Origin of the sequence: Streptomyces sp. MI02-7b (assembly GCF_033793585.1) — a bacterium.
GTDB lineage: Bacteria > Actinomycetota > Actinomycetes > Streptomycetales > Streptomycetaceae > Actinacidiphila.
The window spans coordinates 147,266-172,197 of sequence record NZ_JARAWX010000018.1; the positions used below are offsets into that span (position 1 = coordinate 147,266).

20 protein-coding genes and 1 pseudogene are annotated in these 24,932 nt (G+C 72.8%); 8 read left to right on the top strand and 13 right to left on the bottom strand.

Annotation, left to right across the window (positions count from 1 at the left end; genetic code table 11):
• Positions 1–37: 37 nt before the first annotated feature.
• Positions 38–868 (top strand): LLM class F420-dependent oxidoreductase, encoded by an 831-nt coding sequence (locus PV364_RS27490; protein WP_319663026.1) that lies wholly within the window; start codon positions 38–40, stop codon positions 866–868.
• A 3-nt stretch (positions 869–871) separates the two neighbouring features.
• Here PV364_RS27490 and PV364_RS27495 read toward each other — a convergent pair whose 3' ends face one another.
• Entirely contained in the window at positions 872–1,258 is a 387-nt protein-coding gene (locus PV364_RS27495) for a thioredoxin family protein (RefSeq protein ID WP_415924612.1), read from the bottom strand.
• Positions 1,258–1,656 (bottom strand): MerR family transcriptional regulator, encoded by a 399-nt coding sequence (locus PV364_RS27500; protein ID WP_319663027.1) that lies wholly within the window; start codon positions 1,654–1,656, stop codon positions 1,258–1,260. The genes PV364_RS27495 and PV364_RS27500 overlap by 1 nt, the downstream gene beginning before the upstream one ends.
• A gap of 122 nt (positions 1,657–1,778) precedes the next feature.
• Between PV364_RS27500 and PV364_RS27505 the strand changes: the two genes are divergently transcribed.
• Together PV364_RS27505 and PV364_RS27510 are read left to right on the top strand one after the other, a co-directional pair.
• Positions 1,779–4,352 (top strand): bifunctional FO biosynthesis protein CofGH, encoded by a 2,574-nt coding sequence (locus tag PV364_RS27505; protein WP_319663028.1) that lies wholly within the window; start codon positions 1,779–1,781, stop codon positions 4,350–4,352.
• Positions 4,353–4,482: 130 nt separating this feature from the next.
• Positions 4,483–5,589 carry an ADP-ribosylglycohydrolase family protein gene (locus PV364_RS27510; protein ID WP_319663029.1) on the top strand — a complete coding sequence of 369 codons (1,107 nt, stop codon included), beginning with the start codon at positions 4,483–4,485 and terminating at the stop codon, positions 5,587–5,589.
• Between the two features lie 48 nt (positions 5,590–5,637).
• Here the strand turns inward: PV364_RS27510 and PV364_RS27515 are convergent, their stop codons facing one another.
• The 4 genes from PV364_RS27515 to PV364_RS27530 all read right to left on the bottom strand — a co-directional run bounded on the left by PV364_RS27515 (position 5,638) and on the right by PV364_RS27530 (position 9,837).
• Positions 5,638–7,170 carry a sodium:solute symporter family protein gene (locus PV364_RS27515; RefSeq protein WP_319663030.1) on the bottom strand — a complete coding sequence of 511 codons (1,533 nt, stop codon included), beginning with the start codon at positions 7,168–7,170 and terminating at the stop codon, positions 5,638–5,640.
• Positions 7,171–7,587: 417 nt separating this feature from the next.
• A complete protein-coding gene (locus tag PV364_RS27520) occupies positions 7,588–7,797 on the bottom strand; it encodes a DUF397 domain-containing protein (RefSeq protein WP_319663031.1) in 210 nt (69 codons plus the stop codon).
• Positions 7,798–8,009: 212 nt separating this feature from the next.
• Complete coding sequence (locus PV364_RS27525) at positions 8,010–8,867, bottom strand: helix-turn-helix domain-containing protein (RefSeq protein WP_319663032.1); 858 nt, start codon at positions 8,865–8,867, stop codon at positions 8,010–8,012.
• Positions 8,868–9,126: 259 nt separating this feature from the next.
• Complete coding sequence (locus PV364_RS27530; RefSeq protein ID WP_319663033.1) at positions 9,127–9,837, bottom strand: GOLPH3/VPS74 family protein; 711 nt, start codon at positions 9,835–9,837, stop codon at positions 9,127–9,129.
• A 475-nt stretch (positions 9,838–10,312) separates the two neighbouring features.
• Between PV364_RS27530 and PV364_RS27535 the strand changes: the two genes are divergently transcribed.
• On the top strand, positions 10,313–12,526 hold the full coding sequence (locus tag PV364_RS27535; protein ID WP_319663034.1) for a D-alanyl-D-alanine carboxypeptidase: 2,214 nt from the start codon (positions 10,313–10,315) through the stop codon (positions 12,524–12,526).
• A gap of 34 nt (positions 12,527–12,560) precedes the next feature.
• Here PV364_RS27535 and PV364_RS27540 read toward each other — a convergent pair whose 3' ends face one another.
• Together PV364_RS27540 and PV364_RS27545 are read right to left on the bottom strand one after the other, a co-directional pair.
• Positions 12,561–12,749, bottom strand: coding sequence for a hypothetical protein (locus tag PV364_RS27540; protein ID WP_319663035.1), 189 nt, complete (start codon positions 12,747–12,749; stop codon positions 12,561–12,563).
• A 67-nt stretch (positions 12,750–12,816) separates the two neighbouring features.
• Positions 12,817–13,989, bottom strand: coding sequence for a winged helix DNA-binding domain-containing protein (locus tag PV364_RS27545; RefSeq protein ID WP_319663036.1), 1,173 nt, complete (start codon positions 13,987–13,989; stop codon positions 12,817–12,819).
• 217 nt (positions 13,990–14,206) lie between these two features.
• Here PV364_RS27545 and PV364_RS27550 point away from each other — a divergent pair, with 217 nt between their 5' ends.
• Positions 14,207–14,626, top strand: coding sequence for an SsgA family sporulation/cell division regulator (locus PV364_RS27550; protein ID WP_319663037.1), 420 nt, complete (start codon positions 14,207–14,209; stop codon positions 14,624–14,626).
• Positions 14,627–14,659: 33 nt separating this feature from the next.
• Here the strand turns inward: PV364_RS27550 and PV364_RS27555 are convergent, their stop codons facing one another.
• On the bottom strand, positions 14,660–16,972 hold the full coding sequence (locus tag PV364_RS27555; RefSeq protein ID WP_319663038.1) for a heavy metal translocating P-type ATPase: 2,313 nt from the start codon (positions 16,970–16,972) through the stop codon (positions 14,660–14,662).
• Complete coding sequence (locus tag PV364_RS27560) at positions 16,969–17,178, bottom strand: heavy-metal-associated domain-containing protein (protein WP_319663039.1); 210 nt, start codon at positions 17,176–17,178, stop codon at positions 16,969–16,971. The genes PV364_RS27555 and PV364_RS27560 overlap by 4 nt, the downstream gene beginning before the upstream one ends.
• A 320-nt stretch (positions 17,179–17,498) precedes the next feature.
• Here PV364_RS27560 and PV364_RS27565 point away from each other — a divergent pair, with 320 nt between their 5' ends.
• Both PV364_RS27565 and PV364_RS27570 read left to right on the top strand, forming a co-directional pair.
• The gene (locus PV364_RS27565) at positions 17,499–18,857 is read left to right on the top strand and encodes a transaminase (RefSeq protein ID WP_319663040.1); all 1,359 of its coding nucleotides are present in this window, start codon (positions 17,499–17,501) and stop codon (positions 18,855–18,857) included.
• A 4-nt stretch (positions 18,858–18,861) separates the two neighbouring features.
• Positions 18,862–19,302 carry an Lrp/AsnC family transcriptional regulator gene (locus tag PV364_RS27570; RefSeq protein ID WP_319663041.1) on the top strand — a complete coding sequence of 147 codons (441 nt, stop codon included), beginning with the start codon at positions 18,862–18,864 and terminating at the stop codon, positions 19,300–19,302.
• Positions 19,303–19,312: 10 nt separating this feature from the next.
• Here the strand turns inward: PV364_RS27570 and PV364_RS27575 are convergent, their stop codons facing one another.
• From PV364_RS27575 to PV364_RS27585, 3 genes and pseudogenes are all read right to left on the bottom strand, one after another.
• Positions 19,313–19,534, bottom strand: a complete 222-nt coding sequence (locus tag PV364_RS27575) for a cold-shock protein (RefSeq protein ID WP_319663042.1) — start codon at positions 19,532–19,534, stop codon at positions 19,313–19,315.
• Positions 19,535–19,824: 290 nt separating this feature from the next.
• A pseudogene (locus tag PV364_RS27580) lies at positions 19,825–20,195 on the bottom strand (hypothetical protein); the annotation flags it as partial.
• A 34-nt stretch (positions 20,196–20,229) separates the two neighbouring features.
• Entirely contained in the window at positions 20,230–22,290 is a 2,061-nt protein-coding gene (locus PV364_RS27585; RefSeq protein WP_319663043.1) for a SpoIIE family protein phosphatase, read from the bottom strand.
• 230 nt (positions 22,291–22,520) lie between these two features.
• On the opposite strand from PV364_RS27585, the gene PV364_RS27590 reads away from it, so the two are divergent.
• Positions 22,521–24,857 (top strand): FdhF/YdeP family oxidoreductase, encoded by a 2,337-nt coding sequence (locus PV364_RS27590; RefSeq protein WP_319663044.1) that lies wholly within the window; start codon positions 22,521–22,523, stop codon positions 24,855–24,857.
• Positions 24,858–24,932 lie beyond the last annotated feature (75 nt).

The window sequence follows — 24,932 nt, forward strand, 5'->3', positions numbered from 1 at the left end:
CTAGGGTCGGCCCACACACGGGAGGTGCGACGACGCCATGCGGATCGCCACGACGATCTTCCTGACCGACCATTCCGTCCCCGCCGTCCGGCTCGCCCGGGAGCTGGAGGAGCGCGGCTTCGACGGGCTGTACCTGCCGGAGCACACCCACATCCCGGTCAGCCGGCGCACCCCGGCGCCGATGGGCGAACCCCTGCCGCCGGAGTACGGCCGCACGCTGGACCCCTTCGTGGGGCTCGCCGCGGCCGCGGCCGTCACCGAGCGGCTGCGGCTCGGCACCGGGATCACCCTGGTCGCCCAACACGACCCCATCGTGCTGGCCAAGCAGGTCGCGAGCCTGGACTTCCTGTCCCGCGGACGGTTCACCCTCGGTGTCGGCTTCGGCTGGAACGTGGAGGAGGCCGCGGACCACGGCGTGGACTGGCCCCGCCGCCGCGACCTGGTACGCGACCGGATGGCCGCGATGCGGGCCCTGTGGGCGCCCGAACCCACCGCCTACCAGGGCGCGTACACGAGCGTCGAGGCGAGCCACGCGTGGCCCAAGCCGGTCTCCGGCCCCCGCCCGCGCACCCTGGTCGGGGGCGCCGCCGGGCCCGTGCTCTTCCGGCACATCACCGAGTACGCGGACGGCTGGCTGCCCATCGGCGGTGGCGGGCTCAAGGAGACCCTGCCGGAGCTGCGCCGCGCCTGGGCGGAAGCGGGCCGCGACCCGGCCGGTCCCCAGGTCGTGCCGTACGCCGTCCGCCCGAACCCCGGAAAGCTCGCCCACTACCGCGATCTGGGCCTGGCGGAGGTCGTGCTGCAGCTGCCCTCCGCGGGGACCGCGGACGTACTGCGCACGCTGGACGACTACGCGCGCTATCTGTGAGCCTCAGAGCACGTCGGCCAGTTCCTGCAGCAGCCGCCGCTTGGTGCGCGCCCCGACCGCGGACCACACCGGTTCGCCGTCGCGGAAGACCATCAGCGTCGGCACCGACAGCACGCCGTAGGCGCTCTGTGCCCACGGGTTGTGGTCCACGTCCAGCTGGACGACCTTCAGCCGTCCCTCCTCCTCCCGGGCGAGCTCGCGCAGCACGGGCTCGATCTGACGGCACGGCGGGCACCAGTCGGCGCCGAACTCCACGAGCACCGGCACGCCGGCGCCCAGCACCTCGGCGGCGAACGTCGCGTCGGACGCCTCGGCCAGGTGGCCGGGGTCCCGGTCCGGTCCCGGTCCCGGCCCCGTTCCCGGTTCTGCGTCCGTTCCGGTCGTGGTCATCAGGTACTCCCCTCGCAGGTGAACTGGCAGCGCGGTTCGGGAGCCGTCGCCGACTCGGCCCGGGCCAGCTGCTCGGCGATCCGGTCCCGCGCCTCGGTGAGCCGGGCGAGTCCGTCGTCCAGCTCCGCGAGCTTGCGCCGGTAGGCCTCCAGGGACGCCGGGCACGAGTCCCCCTCGGGATGGCCGGCCCGCAGACAGTCCACGAAGGGGCGGGTGTCCTCCAGTTCGAAGCCGAAGTCCCGCAGGAGCTGGATCTGCCGCAGCAGTCTCAGGTCCGCCTCGTCGTAGGCCCGGTAGCCGTTGCCGGCCCGCCGGGCCCGCAGCAGTCCGAGCGATTCGTAGTACCGCAGGGCGCGCGGGGTGGTGCCGGCCCGTTCGGCGAGTTCTCCGATCCGCATGCCCCGACGGTAGACCCTGACGCCGACGTCAAGGCCAGCGCGGAAATTCCCGTCCGGCGGCAATCGCCCCGGTGATCTACGTGACAGCGCCCACTGACGGAGGGCGCACCTATGCTCGGAGAATGACGCACACCCCGCCCACCGCCAACAGCATGCGCCGTGCGCTCAAGCGTGCCCGTGACGGCGTCGCACTCGACACCGCCGAGGCCGCGGTGCTCCTCCAGGCCCGGGGGGACGACCTGGCCGATCTGATGGAGAGCGCCGCCCGGGTGCGGGACGCGGGGCTGGAGGCGGCGGGGCGTCCCGGCGTCATCACGTATTCCAAAAGTGTGTTCATCCCGTTGACGCGGCTGTGCCGGGACAAGTGCCACTACTGCACCTTCGTCACGGTGCCCGGCAAGCTGCGCCGCGCCGGCCACGGGATGTTCATGTCCCCGGACGAGGTGCTGGACATCGCCCGCCGCGGCGCCGAACTCGGCTGCAAGGAAGCCCTGATCACCCTCGGGGACAAGCCCGAGGACCGCTGGCCCGAAGCGCGCGAGTGGCTGGACGCGCACGGCTACGACGACACCCTGGCCTACGTCCGCGCCATGTCGATCCGGATCCTGGAGGAGACCGGACTGCTGCCGCACCTCAATCCCGGGGTCATGAGCTGGACGGACTTCCAGCGGCTCAAGCCGGTCGCGCCGTCGATGGGCATGATGCTGGAGACCACGGCGACCCGGTTGTGGTCCGAGCCGGGCGGGCCGCACTACGGCTCGCCCGACAAGGAGCCGGCGGTGCGGCTGCGGGTGCTGGAGGACGCGGGGCGCAGCTCGGTGCCGTTCACCAGCGGGCTGCTGATCGGGATCGGCGAGACGTACGAGGAGCGCGCGGAGTCGCTCTTCGCGCTGCGCCGGGTCGCGCGCTCGTACCACGGCATCCAGGAGCTGATCATCCAGAACTTCCGCGCCAAGCCGGACACGGCGATGCGCGGGATGCCGGACGCGGAACTGGACGACCTGGTCGCCACGGTCGCGGTCGCCCGGCACATCATGGGGCCGGCCGCGTGCCTGCAGGCGCCGCCGAACCTGGTGGACGCGGAGTACGCGCGGCTGATCGGGGCCGGCATCGACGACTGGGGCGGGGTCTCCCCGCTCACGCCTGACCACGTCAACCCCGAGCGCCCCTGGCCGCGGATCGACGAGCTCGCCGAGCATTCGGCGGCGGCCGGCTTCGCGCTGCGGGAACGCCTGTGCGTCTACCCGGAGTTCGTCACCCGCGGCGAGCCGTGGCTGGACCCGCGGCTGCTGCCGCACGTCCGGGCGCTGGCCGATCCGGAGACCGGACTGGCCCGTGAGGACGCGGTGGTGCAGGGCCGTCCGTGGCAGGAGCCCGACGAGGCCTTCACCGCCACCGGCCGCACCGACCTGCACCGCACCATCGACACCGAGGGCCGCACCGGCGACCGCCGCGACGACTTCGACGAGGTGTACGGCGACTGGGAGGCGCTGCGCGAGCAGGCCGCCCCGGGATTCGTCCCGGACCGCATCGAGGCCGATGTCCGCACCGCGCTCTCCGTCGCCGCCGACGACCCGACCAAGCTCACCGACGCCGAGGCGCTGGCGTTGTTCCATGCCGATGGTGCGGCGTTGGACGCGCTGGCGCGGATCGCGGACGACGTGCGGCGGGACACCGTGGGCGACGAGGTGACCTATGTGGTCACCCGGAACATCAACTTCACCAACGTCTGCTACACCGGCTGCCGTTTCTGCGCCTTCGCGCAGCGCCGTACCGACGCGGACGCCTACACCCTGTCGCTGTCGCAGGTCGCCGACCGGGCCGAGCAGGCCTGGCAGGTCGGCGCGACCGAGGTGTGCATGCAGGGCGGTATCCACCCGGACCTGCCGGGCACCGCCTACTTCGACATCGCCCGCGCGGTCAAGGAGCGCGTGCCGGGCATGCACGTGCACGCCTTCTCGCCGATGGAGGTGGTCAACGGCGCCACCCGCACCGGGATGTCGATCCCCGAGTGGCTGGCCGCGGCCAAGGACGCCGGTCTGGACTCCATCCCCGGCACCGCCGCGGAGATCCTCGACGACGAGGTCCGCTGGATCCTGACCAAGGGCAAACTGCCCACCGCCACCTGGATCGAGGTCGTCAAGGCCGCACACGCCCTGGGACTTCGCTCCTCGTCGACCATGATGTACGGGCACGTCGACCAGCCCCACCACTGGCTCGCCCACCTGCGGCTGCTCGCCCGGATCCAGCAGGAGACCGGCGGCTTCACCGAGTTCGTCACCCTGCCCTTCATCCACACCAACGCCCCGGTCTACCTGGCCGGCATCGCCCGCCCCGGCCCCACCGCACGCGACAACCGCGCCGTCACCGCGATGGCCCGCCTGCTGCTCCACCCGCACATCACCAACATCCAGACCAGCTGGGTCAAACTCGGCGCCGACGGCGCCGCCGAGATGCTCCGCTCCGGCGCCAACGACCTGGGCGGCACCCTGATGGAGGAGACCATCTCCCGCATGGCCGGCTCCAGCTACGGCTCCTACCGCTCCATCCGCGACCTGGTCGCCATCGCCGAGGCCGCCGGCCGCCCCGCCCGCCAGCGCACCACCACCTACGGCCAGGTCCCCGCCGAACGCATCACCACCGGCCTCGCCTCCGACGGCCACCTCCCCGAACTCCTGCCGGTTCTGGAGGACTGACTCCCCCCGGACGTCCGGCATGTGCCCGGAACGCCGCCGCGAGTGACCGACCACATTCCTTCCGTGGTCGGGAACCGACCGTTCGTGGTCGATTACAGTGCTGGCGGCGAACGGCGAAGGAGGCAGTGGCATGGGCGGGGCCGTATGGGGGCGCGTCGAGCAGCAGGACTTCCGCAGCCGGGTCCGCGGGTGCCTGCTCGGGGGCGCGATGGGCGACGCGCTCGGCGCGGGGATCGAGTTCGACTCCCTTGCCGCCATCCGGGAGGCGCACGGCGAGAAGGGCGTCACGGACTACGTCCCCGCCTACGGCCGGCGCGGCGCGATCACCGACGACACCCAGATGACCCTCTTCACCGCCGAGGGGCTGATCCGCGCCCAGGTGCGCCGCGACACCGGCACCTGGCACCCGCCCACGGACATCCACCGGGCGTACCGGCGGTGGGCCGCCACCCAGAGCGACTGGGGCCCCGACGAACGCCGCAAGGACATCGGGTGGCTGGCCCGCGAGGAATGGCTCTACTCCCGCCGCGCACCCGGCCGGGCCTGTCTCACCGGCCTCGGCGACGACCGGATGGGCACCCTGGACCAGCCGAAGAACCCCACCTCCAAGGGCTGCGGCACCGTGATGCGCTCCGCGCCCTTCGGGCTGCTCGTCGGCTGGGAGCCGCAGCTCGTCCTGCAACTCGCGCTCGAATGCGCCGCGCAGACCCACGGCCACCCCACCGGGGTCCTGGCGGCGGGCGCCTTCGCGGTGATCGTCCACGGGCTGGCCCGCGGCGAGGCCCTGGACGGCGCGGTGCAGCAGGCACTCGCCCTCATCGCGCGGCGCCCGGGGCACCAGGAGACCTCCGCCGCCCTGCAGGCCGCGCTGGGCGCGGTACGCCAGGGCCTGCCCGACGCCGCGCGGGTGGAGGCCCTCGGCGAGGGCTGGACCGCCGAGGAGGCCCTCGCCATCGGTGTCTACTGCGCGCTGGTGGCCGAGGACATCCGGCACGGCCTGCTGCTCGCGGTCAACCACTCAGGCGACAGCGACTCCACGGGATCGATCTGCGGCAACCTGCTGGGTGTCCAGCACGGTGAGACCGCCCTGCCGCCGGCCTGGCTCGCCGAGCTGGAGGGCCGGGGCACGATCCTCCAGCTCGCGGACGACTTCGCCATGGAGATGACGCAGTCCCCGGCCCTGCACGGGCCGGGGGGCGTCTCGGCGGCGTGGCTGGAGCGCTACCCCGCCGCCTGAGCCCGGCGGAGGACCGGCCGGGCAGCCCGGCAGCCCGGCAGCCCGGCGTCAGGCCGTGGCCGGTGTCTCGGGCACGGCCTGGGCGGCCGCGCCGTCCCCGTCGTCGCCGTCGGAGTTGATCCGGGCCAGGACGGCGTCCCGCTCCGGGGTGTCCTCGGGCCTGACGAAGCCGATGAGCACGTACAGGACGAGCGAGACGGCCAGCGGCGTCACGATCTGGATCTGCAACTGGACGCCGTCGAGGCCGTAGTTGGTCAGCCAGAAGGCGAACAGCCCCGCCGCCCACGACACCAGGGCCGCGGTCGGGCCGGACTTGCGGAACGGCCGCAGCAGACCCAGCATGAACGGGATGGCGATCGGGCCCATCAGACCCGCCACCCACTTGATGACGACCGTGATGATGTCCTTGAAGGCCGGCGAGTTGACCTGGGTGGCCACCGCCATCGACAGGGCGAGGAAGGCCACGGTGGTGACCCGGGCGGCGACCAGCCCGGCCCGATCGCTCCAGGAACGCGCAGCCTTGGACAGCACGGGCGCGATGTCGCGGGTGAAGACGGCGGCGATCGCGTTGGCGTCGGAGGAGCACATGGCCATCGTGTGCGAGAAGAAGCCGACGACGACCAGGCCCAGCAGGCCGTGCGGCAGCAACTGCTCGGTCAGCAGCGCGTAGGAGTCGGAGGCGTCCGGCTTCTGCGCCTGCACCAGCAGCGGGGCGACCCACATCGGGAAGAACAGCACGAGCGGCCAGACGAACCACAGCAGCGCCGACAACCGGGCCGAGCGCGTGGCCTCGCGGGCGTTGGCGGTGGCCATGTAGCGCTGGGCCTGGTTCCACATGCCGCCGTTGTACTCGAAGGTCTTGATGAACAGGTACGCCAGCAGGAACGTCAGCGTGTACGGGCCGGCCGTCGGGGCGGTGTGGTTGTCCGGCAGCTTGTCCCACACGGTCCACAGTCCGCTGATGCCGCCGATCTTCCCCAGCACCGCGATCAGCATCGCCAGCCCCGCGAGCAACTGGATGACGAACTGCCCGAGCTCGGTGAGGGCGTCGGCCCACAGGCCGCCGACGGTGCAGTAGACGGCGGTGACGGCGCCGGTGATGAGGATGCCCTGGTTGAGGGAGACGCCGGTGAAGACCGACAGCAAGGTGGCGATGGCCGCCCACTTCGCGCCGACGTCCACGATCTTCAGCAGGACACCGGAGACGGCGAGCGCCTGCTGCGTGGGCACGTTGTAGCGGTTCTTCAGGTACTCCAGCGGGGAGGCCACATGGAGCCGGGAGCGCAGCCGGTTGAGCCGCGGCGCGAAGAGGCTCGCGCCGATGGCGATGCCGATGGCGATCGGGAAGGACCACGTCACGTACGAGGTGACGCCGTAGGTGTACGCGATGCCGGCGTAGCCGGTGAACATGACCGCGCTGTAGCCGGACATGTGGTGCGAGATGCCGGACAGCCACCACGGCATCCGGCCGCCGGCGGTGAAGAAGTCGCCGACGTTGTCGACACGTTTGTGGGACCACAGGCCGATGACGACCATCACGCCGAAGTACGCGACCAGTACGGCCCAGTCGAGACTGTTCATGCCTTGTTGCCCCCTTCAGGGGTCCGCCTTGTGAACGGGTGCGTACTTCGCCGGTACGTCCGTCGCGGGGCGGCGCCCCAGATTGAACCGCGCGGTAGGGGCATGGTCAAGACCAGTCGCGTTCAAGAATATGAACCACGATCAGATGGCAGAATTGTTTTACTTGTTCTTGACCTTACTTGACGTTGTCGTGAACACGCCCGGCGGCTCACGATGGGCGGGTACTTCGCCGGAACGACCCGTTGTCCTCCCCCGATGCCGGCGCATCGCTCTGCCCGCGTCCACCGGCGGGCCGCGGCCTCCTCCCGGGGAGGGGGGGTCGGCGGGGGCGGGCATGGGAGGTCCGGGGCAGCAGTGAGCCCCCTCGGCCAGGACGGCGTGCCGGTCGAGAGGGCCCGTGCGGGTACTGCGTGGTGCTCAGTCCAGGTCGAAGGCTCCGCGGCTGACGTCCGTGACGAACGCCGACCAGGCATCGGGGGAGAAGCCGAGGGTAGGGCCGTCGGGGTCCTTGGAGTCGCGGACGTCGACGGCGGACAGGTGGCGGGACGCGACCTCGACGCAGGCCCCGTTCCCTTGGGAGCGGGAGGACTTGACCCACGCCTTGGTGTTTCCGAGCTGAATAGCCATGATCGCTCCGAGCTTTCTCATTCGTGCAGCTCTGACGTGATCGAAGCTACTCGCCAACATCACCTGCCACAGCCGCCGTTAGCTCCAACGGGTGGCATATTCCAAGTTCACCTTCCGCCTCGCGGTGGCGCGGGTGTACGCTCCGGGGCCGCTGGTGCGCGAGGGTGGGTTGGGCCTGTGTCCCTCGCGCCCGCCCCCGGCCTGACGCACCGTCAGCGCGCGTACTCCTTGGCCGCGTCCGCGATGAACAGGCGGCTCGCCTCGGCGCTCAGCGCCTGCGCCCTCAGGTGCTCGTACATGACGCTGTAGCCGTGCACGTCGGTCGGCTTCTCCAGGTAGAGGTCGCTGGTGACGCCCTCGATGTAGACCACGCTGGAGTCGGTCGCGTCGGCGAACTCCAGGATCGCGAAGTTCCCGGACATGCCCGGGTGCGCGCCGGCCTCGTAGGGCAGCACCTGCACGGTCACGTGCGCCTGGGTGCTCATCTGGGCCAGGTACTCCAGCTGTTCGCGCATCACGTCCCTGCTGCCGACGACGCGGCGCAGCGCGGACTCGTCCATGACGACCCAGAAGCGCAGCGGGATGTCCGGGTCCGTGACGCGTTCCTGCCGGCGCAGCCGGATCTCGATCCGCTTCTCGATCTGCTCGGGGGTGGCTTCCGGGAGGGTGCCCTCGATGACCGCCGAGGCGTAGTTCCGGGTCTGCAGCAGGCCGGGCACCACCAGGGAGTCGTACACCCGCAGCGACTCGGCCTCGGTCTCCAGGCCGATGTAGACGCTGTAGGGGACGTCGCCGAAGGCGTGCCACCAGCCCTGCTGGCGGGACTCGCGGGCCATGTTCATCAGCGAGTCGACCAGGCGGGCGTCGTCGACCCCGTACACGCCGCACAGGTCGCGGACGTCGCGCTGGCTGATGCTGCGACGGCCGTTCTCCAGGCGGCTGATCTTGGACTGCGAGACGAGCAGCCGGGCCGCCACCTCCTCGGCCGTCATCCCTTTCTGTTCGCGCAACTTGCGCAGTTCCGACCCGAGTCGGCGACGCCTGACGGTGGGATTGACGTTGGCGGCCACGGGATGCGCACCTCCGGTTGCGAGCGGCTGCTGTTCTGCGCTGAGTTCCGCGCTGACGTGTACTGCTGGTCAGCAGACTGCCACTATCGGTCATCCCACCGCTGGGAAATGGTCGTATGCTGCGCTCTTCAAAAGAGCCGACAAACGGCAACGGCACGCGGGCCGGAGGACCGGGCGAACCGGTTCCCCGCCCCGCGTGCCGTTGGCGCGCTGGCTGTGCTGTCGTCGGTGCCGGGGCCCTGACCCCGGCACCGCGGGTTCAGCGGGCGCCCGCCCGCACCATGCCGTGGCCCGTCGCCCGGTCCGGTGCGGGGCGCCCCTGGGCCGGGGCGCGTTTGGGCGGTGCGGCGGCGCCGTTCTGCACGTCCATCACGGCGTGCGCGACGAGGCCGCCCATGGGGTCGTACCGGATCAGGTCACGCAGACGCGATCGCGAGGACCGGCCCTCGTTGCCCGGGTACAGATGCTTGCCGAGGCCCACGGCATGGGCGATCGCGGCGAGGGCGGCGGTCCGCGGGTCCGGTGGCACACCGGTGCGGATCGCGCTGTCCAGCCGGGCCCTGATCTCCCGGCTGACCTCGCTGTCGGTCGCCTGATAGCGCGTGGTCGGCAGCACCCCGCACATCTGACCCGGTACGGCATGCACCATGCCGCACCGCTCCAGGTGCGCGAGATACGTCTGGCGCAGCCCCAGGCGGGGCCCGCCGATCCAGTGGACGGCGCGCACCGGGCTGCCGCGTCGGCGCAGCAGTTCGAGCGCGGAGTCCAGGGTCGGATCTCCTGTCGGCCGTGGGTGCACCACGGCGATACGATCCCCGTCAGGGGCTATTCGTCCTGCGAGGGCCAGCTCCACTAGCTGGGCCCCGGCAAGACCGAGGTCAAGAGACTGCGGCTGCGCCGTGGTACCCGTGGCCGGGTCCAGGGCGAGCAGCAACAGCTCCTCCGGAAGTGTTCTGCGGCTCCTGCCCATCCATGCCTCCCCGCGTGGATGAATGACAGGGTGACGCCTCTCACACCGGCCTGTCGAGAGCGCCTTGCCCGTTCGTGCGGGAACCGACTCATATGTCGTTTGCGTCTTGGACCGGGGCGGCGCCGTCGTGGGGACGGCCGAGGCGCCCCGTCGGCGGGTCCCTCTGAGGCTGATCGGCCGGGGCCTGGAAACTGGTGTAAGGGTGAGCGGGGCGCCGCGGCGGCGCTCCGCACGACGTGTGGAGGAGGTCTGCGTGGCGGGCGAGTCCCCCGGCAGGGCGGATCAGCAGAAGTCGTCGGGGGAGGCGACCGGGCGCGGGGCGGTGGATCCGAGGCTCGCCGTCCTCCGAGGGGGGCCGGCGGAAACGTCTCCGGACGCCCCGGAGCACGCGCCGGAGCCGCCCGCGGCGGACCGGGCGGACACGGAGGCGGAACCCGAGCGGCGTAGTTCCGGTACGCCGGACGGCGGAGCGGCTGTGGACGATGTCGCGGAGGCGACTGCGCAGGACACGGAGGAGGCCTCCCCGGCGGACGACGGTGAGGGGCCCGCGGAATCCCGTACCGACGCCGCAGGCGCGTCGGGCGCCCCCGCGGCCGTGCCCGAGGATGCCCGGTCCGGGCAGGACCGCCGGGAGGACACGACCGCCCCCGGCGCCGAGCCGGCCGACGGCCCCGAGGACGCCCCTGAGGACGCCGGTGCGGCAGCGGAGGCCGCCGACGGCCCCGAGGGGCCGGACGACGCTCCGGAGGACGCCACAGCGGCGTCTGAGGAGCCCGCCGACGCGGCGGGCGACACCGACGGCTCCGCCGGCGCGGACGCGGACGACACCGACGCGACCGACGCGGGCGACGACGACGTAGCGGACGAGACCGACGCGGACGAGGCCGACGCGCCCGCTGCCGGAGCGGACCGCGAGGGCACCGGCGACGAGCCCGCGGCCGCGGAGGACGACGAGGCCCCCGCCGGGGACGACTCCGGGGACACCGGCCAGGCGACGGCCCCCGCCGCGGACGACGGCCCCGAGGACGGCTCCCAGGACGCCCCGCGCCGTGTCAACGGCGGAGGGGGCGCGTTCGGGGGCCCCGGTGGTGGTCCGCGGACCGGCGAGGGCACCATGACGCTCCGCGCGCCGCGCGCGGACGGCGCGGACGCGCCGCCCCGGGAGGGAACGCTCACCCTCAGGGCGCCCGGCGCCCCGGCCGCCCCGGCCGCCGCGCCGGAGAAGGACCGGGCGCGCGACGCCGGCGACGCCGGCAAGGCCGTCGTACGCCCCTCCGCCGCCGCTCCCGTCGCGACGCCGGCCCGGCCCGGCGGAACGTTTGTCCCCCTGGTCGGCGACGAACGTCCGGCCGAGGACCTGGGCTCGCGTACGAAGCAGATGCCGCTGCCGCTGCCGCTGCCGCCCGAGCCGGACGAACCGCTCAAGCTGCTGGCGGAGCTGACCAACACCCCGCCGCCGGCCGAGACCCCGCTGCGCACCACCGTGCGCCGGGTGAAGATCTGGACCCCGGTGGTGCTGCTGCTGGCGGTGGTCTTCGTCCTGGTGCAGGCGCTGCGCCCGCTGCCCGCGCCGGCGCTGACGCTGACGGCGAAGTCCTCGTACACCTTCGAGGGCGACGAGCTCTCGCTGCCGTGGCCCGCGCAGGGCCAGGCGGTCGTGGAGGCCGAGGGCCTGGGCCGGCTGGGCGCGTTCGGGCAGGAGAAGCCCGTGCCGATCGCCAGCGTCGCGAAGGTCATGACGACCTACGTGATCCTGCGCGACCACGCCATCAAGAAGGGCGGCGAGGGCGAGACGGTCCCGGTCGACGAGAAGGCCGAGCAGCAGTTCGTCAGCGGCCAGGCGGAGCAGGAGTCCGTGGTCAAGGTGACCGCCGGGCAGAAGCTCAGCGAGTACGAGGCGCTGGAGGCGGTCATGCTGCCGTCGGCGAACAACGTCGCCCGCCTGCTGGCCCGCTGGGACGCTGGGTCTGAGGCGGCGTTCGTGAAGAAGATGAACGCCACCGCCAAGCAGCTCGGCATGCGGAACACCCACTACACCGACCCCAGCGGTCTGGAGGCGACCACCGTCAGCACGGCGAGCGACCAGGTGAAACTGGGCCACGCCGCCATGAAGGACCCGGTGTTCGCGGAGATCGCCACCAAGATCCAGTACACGGACATCAACGGCGACGTCCAGAAGAACTACAACCAGCTCGCCGGCTACAACCACGTCGTCGGCATCAAGACCGGCACCAGCACCAAGGCCGGTGGCAACCTGCTCTTCGCGGCGGTCCGTGAGATCGGCGGCACGAAGCAGCTGATCATCGGGGCGATGCTGGGGCAGCACAAGGCGCCCATCATCGACACGGTGCTCGACCGCAGCAGCACCCTGCTGCAGGCCGCGCTGGACACCCTCACCTCGGACACCGTGATCAAGAAGGGTGACGTCGTCGGCTACATCGACGACGGCCTCGGCGGCCGGACGCGCGTCGTGGCCGCCAAGGACGTCACCGCGATCGGCTGGACCGGGCTGAAGGTCGACATCTCCGTGGTCGGCGCCAAGACCGGCATTCCGCACAAGGCGCCGGCCGGAACCGCGATCGGCACCCTCACCGTCGGCAACGGCGACAGCAGCATCAAGGTCCCGGTCACGCTCGGACGCGACCTGACCGAGCCGTCCTTCGGTTCGAGGCTCACCCGCCTCGGCTGACCGGGCTCCCCGCGCAGGCGGGCCGGCCGGACCGCTACACGTGGTCCAGCCGGCCCGCCTTCGCCTCATCCACCAGTGAGCGGAACTGGTCGGAACTCATCCGCACGCGCTGCCCGAAGTCGTCGGTCAGGACGACCCTCTGCTCGGGCGGCGCGCTCTCGTCCACGTACAGCGTGGGGCAGCCGCAATCGCAGTTGCCGCAGAACACCGCCACTTGTTCCATCGGTCCACCTCCAGCGTCATTTCCGTGTACCGGGCGTCAGGAGCGGCATACCCAGGGTGACGGCGGTTCAGGCGGACAACTCGCGTTCCAGTGGTGTCCGGAAGCGGGGGGTGACGCGTGTGCCGCCCAGCCAGCCGCTCAGCCGGGCCGCCTCCTCCCCGACCGCCGCGGCCGCCTCGCGGCCGGGGTCGGTGAACAGGCGGTGCACGACGGTGCCGTCCGCGCGCTGGGCCCATCCGCCGACGACCCGGCCGTTCCACCACACCGTGGGGCCGATGTTGCCCGAGCGGTCGAAGAGCGCCGCACGGTCCGCGGGGTCCTCGGGCAGGTACCAGTCGCGCCCCCGCCAGCCCATCGGCGTCGGGTCGAGCGCGGGCAGCAGCGCCGCCCACGGCCCGGGGTCCGGCTCCGGCCCGGTGTCCTGCGGCAGGACGTAGCCGGTGCCCTCCGCCAGTCCGACCGGCTCGGCGCCGATCGCCTTCAGCGCCGCGCGGACCTCGGTGAGCGTCCACCCGGTCCACCACTTCAGATCGGCCTCGGTGCCCGGCCCGTAGGCCGCCAGCCAGCGCCGCGCCAGCTCCGCCCGCGCCTCGCCGGCCGGTGTCCGCGGCGGGACCGCGCCGGCGGCCCAGCGGTACTGACTGCTCGTCCAGCCGCCCAGCGGGCGCCGCCGTACGATCCGGCCCTCGGCGGCGAGCACCCGAAGGACCCGGCTCGACACGTTCTGCGTGGCCTCGTACGGCTTGCCGCGGGCCACCACCACCTGTTCGCGCAGACGCGGGACCCGTTCGGCCAGCTCCGCGGCGGTGGCCTCCGTGCCCCCGGCGAGTGCGGTCAGGACGGCCTCCTCGACCTCCGCCAGCCACCGTTCGTCCCAGCCGCCGCCCTCGGCGAGGAAGGTCAGCAGTTTCCGGCGTTCGGCGGCGGCGATCGCGTGGGCCGCCGCCTCGTGGACCACCGGTCGTGCGGCGGCCGTGACCACGAACATCGTCCGGCGCATCGCGAGCAGCCGGATCAGGCTGCGTTCCTCGTAGAGGGCGTGATCGATCGCCGCCGGGTCCGGGACGCGCATCCGCGCCGCGGCGGACAGGTAGACCGTGGCCGGGTCCGTACCGTGCAGGGCGACGAGCGACTCCGTGGCCTCCTCCGGCCGTTCCGAGCGCCCCCCGGCGGTCAGCCGCTGCCGCGCGGCCATCCGGTGCCGCCGCTCCCGCGCCCCGATGTCGCGCCGTGCGCCCATGGCTCACCCCCGTCGTGGTCCGGCGGCGCCCGGCCGGGCGCCGCGACCTCATCGTGGCACGGGCCACCGACAGCGCCCCCGGTGCCATGTGACGCGGATCACATCGCCCTCGCCGGAAGTTCCCGCCCAACCCGCGTAAGACGCGGGGCCGTTGGCGCTCTCATCCGCGACGGAAGGCACACCGGACCGCGGCACGGCACCCCCGGAGGACCCAGCCATGCTCACCGACATCGACCACATCGTCCAGGCCCGCCTGCACACCCCGGAGTCCGGGCCGGAGGGCCACGAGATCACGGCGACCCTGCGCTACCACCGCGACGACCCGCTCGCGGCGCGAGTGGCCTTCCCGGCCTCGGTGTCGCTCGACGGCGCCGAGGTGACCTGGGTCTTCGGCCGCGGCCTGCTGACCACGGGGCTGTACGAGCCGGCCGGCGAGGGGGACGTCCACGTCCGCCCCGCCGGCCCCGACCGCACGGTGCTGGAGTTCCGCGCCCACCAGGGCGTCGCCCTGGTGGAGGTCGCCACCACCGACCTGCGGATCTTCCTGGCCCGCGTCTACGAGGCCGTTCCGCCCGGCCACGAGTTCCGCGGCGTCGACATGGACGCCGTGGTCGCCTTCCTCCTCGGGGAGGAGTGAGGCGGCCACGGCGCGGGTGCGGGGCGGCCGGGTTCAGTCCGCGAGGGACCGGAAGCCGCGCAGCCGCAGGGAGTTGCCCACGACGAACACCGACGAGAAGGCCATCGCGGCGCCCGCGATCATCGGGTTGAGCAGGCCCGCGGCGGCCAGCGGCAGTGCCGCCACGTTGTAGCCGAAGGCCCAGAAGAGATTGCCCTTGATCGTGCCCAGGGTGCGGCGCGACAGCCTGATGGCGTCCGCGGCGACCCGCAGGTCGCCCCGGACCAGGGTCAGGTCGCTCGCCTCGATGGCGGCGTCCGTTCCCGTGCCCATGGCCAGCCCCAGGTCCGCCTGGGCCAGGGCGGCCGCGTCGTTGACGCCGTCGCCCACCATGGCGACCGAGCGGCCCTGCGCCTGGAGCCGCCGGACGACGGCGACCTTCTCCTCCGGCATGACCCCGGCGACGACGTCGGCCGCGTCGATGCCGACCTCGGCGGCCACCGACCGGGCGACGGCCTCGTGGTCCCCGGTCAGCAGCACCGGGGTGAGTCCGAGTCCGCGCAGCATGGCCACGGCCCGGGCGCTGGTCGGCTTCACCGCGTCCGCGACGACCAGCAGGGCGCGCGGCCGTCCGTCCCAGGAGACGGTCACCACGGTGCCGCCCAGCGCCTCGGCCTCCGCCTTGGCGAGGACCAGCTTCTCCGGCAGCGGTGCGGGCGGCGCCTGGCGGCCGACGGTGACGGCGCGGCCGTCCACGGTGCCCTGGACACCGAGCCCGGGCAGCGCCCGGAAGTCCGCCACGTCGGGCAGGTCGCCGGCGCGCTCCAGGGCGGCCGTGGCGACGGCCCGCGCGATGGGGTGCTCCGAGGCGTGCTCCAGGGCGCCGGCCAGCCGCAGGACCTCCTTCTCCCGCTCGCCGTCGGCAGTGTGCACGCCGGTGAGGGTCATGACACCGGTGGTGACCGTTCCGGTCTTGTCGAGCACGATGGTGTCGACCCGGCGGGTGGTCTCCAGCACCTCGGGCCCCTTGATCAGGATGCCGAGCTGCGCGCCGCGTCCCGTGCCGACCATCAGGGCGGTCGGCGTGGCCAGCCCCAGCGCGCACGGGCACGCGATGATCAGGACGGCGACGGCCGCGGTGAACGCCGCGACGGGGCCCTCGCCCAGCGCCAGCCAGACGCCGAGGGCGCCCAGGGCCAGCAGGATCACGACGGGCACGAAGACCGCGGAGATGCGGTCGGCCAGCCGCTGGGCGGCGGCCTTGCCGTTCTGGGCGTCCTCCACGAGCCGCGCCATGTGCGCGAGCCGGGTGTCCGCGCCGACCCGGACGGCCTCCACGACCAGCCGGCCGCCGGCGTTGACGGTCGCGCCGGTGACGGTGTCCCCGGGACCGACCTCGGCGGGCACCGACTCACCGGTGAGCAGGGCCGCGTCGACGGCCGACGTCCCCTCCCGTACGACGCCGTCGGTGGCGATCTTCTCGCCGGGACGGACCACGAACAGGTCGCCCACCGCGAGGTCCGCGGTCGCGATCCGCGCCTCGCGCCCGTCGCGCAGCACGGCGACGTCCTTGGCGCCCAGCTCCATCAGGGCGCGCAGCGCGGCGCCCGCACGGCGTTTGGAGCGCGCTTCGAAGAAACGCCCGGCCAGGATGAAGGCGGTGACGCCGGCGGCGACCTCCAGGTAGAGGTTGGCGGAGCCCTCGCCGCGGGCGACGGTCAGCTCGAAGGGGTGCTTCATGCCGGGCATCCCGGCCTCGCCGAAGAACAGCGCCCACACCGACCAGCCGAAGGCGGCGAGCGTGCCCAGCGAGATCAGCGTGTCCATGGTGGTGGCGCCGTGCCGCAGATTGGTCCAGGCGGCCCGGTGGAAGGGCCAGGCGGCGTACGTGACGACCGGCGCGGCCAGCGTCAGCGAGAGCCACTGCCAGTTGGTGAACTGCAGGGCCGGGACCATCGCCATGGCGATCACGGGCACGGCCAGGGCGACGGCGGTCACGAGGCGCTGCCGCAGGGTGGTGAGCTCGTCGGGCGCGGACGGCGCGGACGGCGCGGACGGCGCGGAGGGGTCGGCCGCGGCGTCGCCGGGCGACGCGGCGCGGGCCGGCGGCGCGGGCAGGGCCGCGGTGTAGCCGGTGGCCTCCACGGTGGCGATCAGGTCCGTCACGCCGATGCCGTCGCCGAACGCGACCTTGGCCTTCTCGGTGGCGTAGTTGACGGTGGCCGTGACGCCGTCCATCCGGTTGAGCTTCTTCTCCACCCGTGCGGCGCAGGAGGCGCAGGTCATCCCGCCGATCTCGAGTTCGAGCTCGGTGACCGCGGCCGCGGCGGCCGGCGGGAGGACCTGCGGGCGATCCGCGGGAGTCATGCCCTGCCGACCAGCTCGTAGCCCGCCTCGTCGACGGCGGCGCGGACCGCGTCGTCGTCCAGCGGGGCCGCGGAGACGACCGTGAGCAGACCGGTCTTGGCGTCCACCTCGATCCCGGTCACGCCGGGGAGGGCGGAGACCTCCTTGCTGACCGCGGACTCGCAGTGACCGCAGCTCATTCCGGAGACGCTGTAGGTGACAGACATGGATTCTCCTTGTGCGTAAGTGCGTGTTCCGGTGTGCGGCGAGGATCGCGCCGTCGCCCACCTGATGACCCCATTATACCCCCTAGGGGTATGAGTGACGTGAAGCGCGGGCTGGCGTGCGTCCGGGCGTCCGGGCCGGCGGCGGCCGGCCGCGGCGAAGGGTGCCGGGCGGCCGGACCTGCGGCCGCGCGATGTCCGCCCGGGGCGATCACGCATGCGGTGCCATGGCGCGTGATTCCTGCGCGAAGCATTGATGCGACGCTCGATTCCGCTGTAGCCTCACCGGGGTCGCGTCATCGGCCGCACAGGAGGCAGCGCCCATGTCCATCGACCGCACCCGGCTGCGCGCGCTGCTGGCCCGCGAGACCGCCGACGCCGTCGCCCGCAACCCGAAGTCGCGTGCCGCCTACGAAGCGGCCGACCACCTCTTCGGGCGGGTGCCGATGACGTGGATGAACAAGAACGCCGGTGCCTTCCCCCGCTACCTCGCCGGGGCCCGCGGGGCCCGCGTCACCGACATCGACGGCCATGAGTACGTCGACTTCTGCCTCGGCGACACCGGCGCCATGGCCGGGCACTCCCCGGAGCCCGTCGCCGCCGCCGTCGAGCGCCGCTTCCGCGAGCAGGGCGGTGCCACCGCGATGCTGCCCACCGAGGACGCCGAATGGGTCGGCGCCGAACTCGCCCGCCGCTTCGGCCTGCCGCGCTGGTCGTTCTCGCTCACCGCCACCGACGCCAACCGGTGGGCCATCCGGCTCGCCCGGGCGGTCACCGGCCGGAGGAAGATCCTCTTCCACAGCTACTGCTACCACGGCAGCGTCGACGAGTCGCTGATCGTCACCGGCCCCGGCGGACGCGGCGGCGTCAGCCGCCCCGGCAACGTCGGCGCGCCCTGCGACGTCACCGCGACCAGCCGCGTCGCGGAGTTCAACGACCTGGAGGGCCTGGAGCGCGAACTCGCCCACGGGGACGTCGCCGCCGTCCTGATGGAGCCCGCGCTCACCAACATCGGCATCGTGCTGCCCGAGCCCGGCTACCTCGACGGGGTCCGCGCGATCACCCGCCGGCACGGCGTCCTGCTGATCAACGACGAGACGCACACCTTCTCCGCGGGTCCCGGCGGCGCCACCGCCGCCTGGGGCCTCGCCCCGGACATCCTCACCATCGGCAAGGCCATTGCGGGAGGCGTCCCCGCCGGCGCCTACGGCCTGTCCGCCGAGCTCGCCGACCGGCTCCTCGGCCGGGGCGACCTCGACCTCGTCGACATGGGCGGCGTCGGCGGCACGCTCGCGGGCAACGCCCTGTCCGTGGCCGCCATGCGCGCCACCCTCGAACACGTCCTCACCGACGCGGCGTTCGAGCGGATGGCCGCTCTCGCCGCCCGCTTCGCGGACGGGGTCGCCGACGCCGTCGTCAAGCACGGCCTACCCTGGTCCGTCAGCACCCTCGGCGCCCGCACGGAGTACCGCTTCGCCTCGCCCGCCCCGCGCACCGGCACCGCGTCCGCGGCCGTCGCCGACCCCGCTCTGGAGGACTTCCTGCACCTGTGGACGGCCAACCGGGGCGTGCTCATGACGCCGTTCCACAACATGGCCCTGATGTGCCCGGCCACCACCGCCGCCGACGTCGACACCCACACCGCCCTCTTCGCCGACGCGCTGGCGGAACTGGCAGGCTGACCCCGTGGACGACATCGACCGCGCGATCCTCCGCGAACTCCAGACCGACGGCCGCATCCCCTACGCCGACCTCGGCCCCAAGGTCGGGCTCTCCCCGTCCGCGGCGCGCCAGCGGCTGCAGCGGCTCGTCGAAGGAAAGGTCGTGCAGGTCGTCGGCGTCACCGACCCGATGGCGATGGGCGGGCAGGCCATGGCGCTGCTCGGCCTGCGCGTCGACGGCGACCCTCGGGCGGTCGCCGACACGCTGTCCGCCCGCGACGAGGTCGTCTACGCCGTGCTGACCGCCGGGCCCTACGCCCTGTTCGCCGAGGTCGTCTGTCCCGGCCCGCCCGAGCTGCTGGACTTCGTCAACGACGTCGTACGGCCCCTCGACGGCGTGGTGGGCGTCGACACCTTCCCCTACTTCGGCATCCACACCCACCGCTTCCTGTGGGACGTGGGCTGACGCCGGCCGGTCAGCCCTTCGGCACGACCCGCAGCGCGCGGTACTCGTATCCGTCCTGGAGGAAGCCCGGGGCCTCCCACTCCAGTACCACCGGCTGACCCGCCGACAGCGTCCGGAAGCCGGCCATCTCGATGTCGCTGTAGTGCGCGAAGCAGCCCCCGGGGGTCTCGGCGCAGTCCAGCACGCCCCAGCCCTCTTCGTCGCTCCACTCGCGTACGGTCGCGTTCGCCATACAGCCGAGCGTAAGCGCCCGCGCGGTACCCGGCCCGCGCTGTTCACCCGCACCGCCGCGGCACCGCCCCGGACGTGACGGAGCCCGGGGGCGCATCCAGCCCCCGGGCTCCGGGGATACCGCCCGATTGCGCACACCGGCGGCGGCCAAGAGCCGCGGATCATGGTGAGGCCCCGCGTGCTCCGCCTGTGCGCCACCGCGCCGCGGAGAGGCGCAGAGGGGACGTGAACCCCCAACTGCCACCCCTGGACCGGCTTCGACGTCCAGTGTCGGCTTGCGCTCTCTTGGGGCTACCCGAACAGGTGGCCGAGGACGGCGTCGCCCACGCGCCGGTCCGTGACCTCCGCGCCGTTGGCCTCCTCGCGGGCGAACTTGACGGCCTGCGCCGGGATGTCCTCGTAGTCCACCTCGACCTGCGCCGGGTGCCTCTCGGTGGCCTCCGCATTCCCGTGGAGCGGGGCACCTTCCTGGTGCGGATCGTGCGCACCGGCTCGGTCTTCCGGCAGTCCGCGGACGGGGCCGGGTGCCAGGACCCCGCGGTGTCGGGCACCGGGAGCTTGCGCACGAAGGTGTGCAGGTCCGTCAACTGCTTCTCCGGGAGGAGCGGATACTGCGCCGGCACCTGCGCCGGCACCACGAGGCGGTCCACCACCGCATCCGCGCCGCGGCGGATGCGGAAGGCGCAGAGCCGGACGTCAGGCCGCGGACGACAGGTCCTGCTCGGCCCAGATGGTCTTGCCGTTGTCCTCGTAGCGCGTCCCCCAGTGCCGGGTGAGCGAGGCGACGATGAACAGACCGCGGCCGTTCTCGTCCTGGAGCCGGGCGTGCCGCAGGTGCGGGGCGGTGTCGGCGGCGTCGGACACCTCGACGGTGAGGTTGAGGTCGAGGATCAGGCGCAGCCTGATGGGCCCGACGGCATGGCGGACGACGTTCGTGGCGAGCTCGCTGACGACCAGGTCCGTGACGGGGACGTGCTCCTCCAGCCCCCAGTGCGCCAGCCGTTCCCGTGCCGCCTCCCGGGCCTGCGGGACCGAGGCGGCCTCGGCCGGGAAGGTCCAGGTGGCGATGCGGTCCGGGTCGATGCCGCGCAGCCTGGCCACCAGCAGTGCCGCCCCGTCCTGCGGGGTGCCGCGCAGCAGCCGGTACGCGACCGCGTCGCAGATCTCCATCGGCGCGGTCGTGGGGTCGGACACCACGTCGCACAGCCGGCTGAGCCGCTCGCCGGCCTCGGCCGGGTACCGGTTGGCGACGCTGTCCGAGTACAGCGTCAGCAGGCTGCCGTCGCGCAGCTCGGTGGTCACCATCTCGTGCGGGGCGCCGCGCCCCAGCGGTGCCCCGCGCGGCACCTCGAGCGTGCTGACGGCGCCCCCCGGGGTGGTCAGCAGGGGCCCGTCGTGCCCCGCGGAGGCGGCCGAGCACTGCCGGGTGATCGGGTCGTACGTCACGTACAGGCAGGACGCGGTGAACGGCGCCCGCCCGTGGTGCAGGGTGGCCGGGTCCGCCTCCTGCTCGCGGGCCAGGTTCTGGGCCACGTCGTCCAGGTGGGTGATCAGCTCGTCGGGCGGCAGGTCCATCGCGGCGAGGGTGGAGGCGGCGGTGCGCAGCCGTCCCATCGCGACCGACGCGTGCAGGCCCTCCCCGGGCACGTAGCCGATGACCAGCCCCACCCGGCAACTGGACAGCGGGAGCACGTCGAACCAGTGGGCGCCGTACCGGCCCGGCAGGTAGCAGTGCGCGGGCTCCACCGCCGCGACCTTCGGTGGTGTGCGCGGCAGCAGGCTGCGCTGGAGGGCCGTCGCGATCGTGTGCTCGCGGGTGAAGCGGCGGGCGTTGTCGAGGCAGAGCGCGGTGCACGCGGCGAGCTGCGTGGCCAGCGCCAGGTCCTCGTCGTCGAAGGCGCCCGGGTGCGAGCCGTTCCGGTAGAAGCTGGCCAGGCCCATCACCAGCCCGTGCACGGTCAGCGGCGTCACGATGAGCGAGCGCATCCCGCTCTGGGCGATGAACTCCGCCCGCACCCGGTCGTGGAGCAGCCACCCGCCCTCCTGCGGGAGCACGCCGACCAGCCGCGGCTGCATGTCGTTGAGTGCCTGCGTGTACGGGGTCGGGAACGCGAAGTAACTGGCGCCGCCCATCGGGTAGGCCCCGACGTGCCCCTCCCGGGCCTTGAACCCGGCCCGCCGCATCGGCAGCGTGGTGGCGATCGGGCCCATGGGGGCGTCCCCGCTGAGCACCGACTCCAGCAGATCGACGGCGACGGCGTCGGCGAAGCCGGGAACGGCCACGTCGGCGAGCTCCTGGGCGGTCCGCAGCGCGTCCAGGGTGCTGCCGATTCTCGCGCGGGCGACGTTCAGCAGGTCCATGCCCCGCCGGACCCGCCCCTGCCCCGTCACGTCATGGAACACGCAGGCCGCGCCGATGGTGTGTCCCCCGCCGTCCTGCAGGTGGTACCCGGCGACGTCGTACTCGTGCCGGTGCTCGGGGTCGCCCCCGGGGTACGCGGCGACGGGACGTTCCACCAGCGCGCCGGTGGTCCGCAGCGCCTCGCGCACCACCGGTGACAACGGGATGCCGGAGTCCAGCTCCTCCAGCTGCGCCCCGATCACGGACCGTGCCGGCATGCCGCGCATCCGCAGTGACGCGGGGTTCGCGCGCAGCACCCGCAGATCGGCGTCGTACACCTCGAGCCCCGCCCGCGACTGGTCGAACAGGGCTTTCTCGAAGCTGCCCGTGGCCTCCGCCACGGGGCCGGCGCTCATGTCCGCGCCCGGCCGTCTCGTCGTCGCGGCGCCATGGATGACCTCGGCTCCTCGGGTACGGCTGAAACCACGCTCTCAGTAAATACACCGCACGCCGGGCTCCGCCACCGGAGTGGGACGGGCGGGGCGCACGACTGAAAGACGCTTTGCGGGAGCCGCATTGTCCCCGACGTCCGCAGGATGAAAGAGCGCGAAATGCGGTCGTGGGGAACCGGACTACGCTGAAAAGAATGAGTAAGCGCCGTGATCGCAAGAGCCGTCCCGAGAGCCATGGCAATGAGGCGTACACGCATCCCGCGGCCGGCTGGGGAGCGGCGAAGAGCGTGACGCGTGTGCTCCTGCGCGAACGCGCCCTGATCGACGGGCCGCGCGCGATCTTCCTGATGAACCACGAGAACGGCGGCTTCGACTGCCCCGGATGCGCCTGGCCCGACGACACCAAGGGCCTCAGGCTCGACATCTGCGAGAACGGCATCAAGCACGTCACCTGGGAGATGACCCCCAAGCGCGTCACCCGCGAGTTCTTCGCCGCGCACACCGTCTCCGAGCTCGACGGGTGGAGCGAGTTCGCCCTGGAGGACCAGGGCCGGCTGACCGAACCGATGGTCTACGACCCGGACACCGACACCTACGTCCCCATCTCCTGGCAGGGCGCCTTCGACCTGATCGGACGGACACTGCGCGACCTGGACAGCCCGGACGAGGCGGCTTTCTACACGTCCGGACGGCTGGGCAACGAGGCCACGTTCCTCTACCAGTTGATGGCCCGGGAATTCGGCACGAACAATCTGCCGGACTGCTCCAACATGTGCCACGAGGCCTCCGGGCGCGCCCTGCAGGCGGCCCTGGGAACGGGAAAGGGAACCGCCGACCTCAAGGACTGGGAAAGCGCCGACGCGCTTTTCATCATGGGCGTCAACGCGGCCTCCAATGCCCCGCGCATGCTCACCGCCCTGGCCGAGGCGTACCGGCGGGGCGCTCAGATCGTGCACGTCAACCCGCTCGTCGAAGCGGCCGCGACGCGGACCATCGTCCCGCACGAGATGACCGACATGGCGCTGTTCAAGCCGACCGGGACCAGCACCCTCAATCTCCAGGTGCGCAGCGGCGGCGACATGGCGCTCCTGAGGGGCATCGCCAAGGCGGTCCTGGAAGAGGCCCGGCACGACCCCAAGGCGGTCGACCGGGAGTTCGTCGACCGCTACACGGACGGTTTCGAGGAGTACCGGGCCGTCTGCGAGGCGACCACGTGGGACGAGCTGGAACGCCAGTCGGGCCTCCCGCGCGCCGACATCCTCAAGGCCGCCGACGTCTACTCCCGCTCCGACCGGACCCTCATCAGCTGGTGTCTGGGGGTGAGCCAGCACGAACACGGGGTCGACACCGTCCGGGAGATCGTCAACGTCCTCCTCCTGCGCGGCAACCTGGGCCGTGAGGGCGCCGGACCCTCGCCCGTGCGCGGTCACAGCAACGTCCAGGGCAACCGGACCTGCGGCATCGACCACCGGCCCACCACGCAGTTCCTGGACCGCCTCGCCGGCGTCTGCGGCATCGACCCGCCCCGCGAACACGGACTCGACACGGTCGGCACCGTCCGGGCCATGCACGAGGACCGCGTGAAGGTCTTCATCGGCATGGGCGGCAACTTCGTCCTGGCCGCGCCGGACACCGCCTACACGCGGGAGGGCATGGCGCGCTGCGAGCTGACCGTGCACGTCAGCACCAAGCTCAACCGCAGCCATCTCGCCCACGGCCGGAGCGCGTTGATCCTGCCGTGCCTGGGACGGACGGAGAGGGACTTCCAGCAGCGCGGCATTCAGGCGACCTCGGTCGAGGACTCCATGAGCATGGTGCACCTGTCCGTCGGCATGAAGAAGCCGGCCTCCCCGCACCTGCTCTCCGAGCCCGCGATCATCGCCGGCATGGCCCGCGCCGCCCTCCCCGGCAGCACCACTCCGTGGGAGAGCTGGATCGAGGACTACGACCGCATCCGCGACACCATGGCCCAGGTCCTGGACGGCTTCGAGGACTTCAACCGCCGCGTCCGCCTGCCCCTCGGCTTCCGTATCCGCCAGCCCGCACGCGAACTGGTCTTCCTCACCCCCAGCGGCCGCGCCGAGTTCTCCGCCGCGCCGCTGCCGGACACCGTCCCCCGGGACGGCGCCCTCGTCCTGCAGACCATGCGCTCGCACGACCAGTGGAACACCACCATCTACTCCGACGACGACCGCTACCGCGGCATCACCGGACTGCGCACCCTGGTGTTGATGAACGCCGACGACATGCGCGCCCGCGGCATCCGCGACCGCTCCCTCGTCGACATCACCAGCACCTCCAAGGACGGCACGCGCCGGCAGCTGACGGGCTACCAGGCCATCGCCTACGACCTCCCCGCGGGCTGCGCCGCCGGTTACATGCCGGAGATGAACGTGCTCATCGGGGCGGCCGACTACAGCACGCAGAGCGACCAGCCGCTGATGAAGAGCGTGCGGGCGCACATCGTCCCCTCCTCACCCCCCGACGCTCCCAGGCCCGTCGCCGCTGAGCCGGCCGGTGCCGTCCCGTGAGGCCCCCGCGTGGCCCACGGAGGTCACGCCCACCCCGCGCCAGCGGAAGGGTCCCCACCGGTTGCTAGGGTGCCC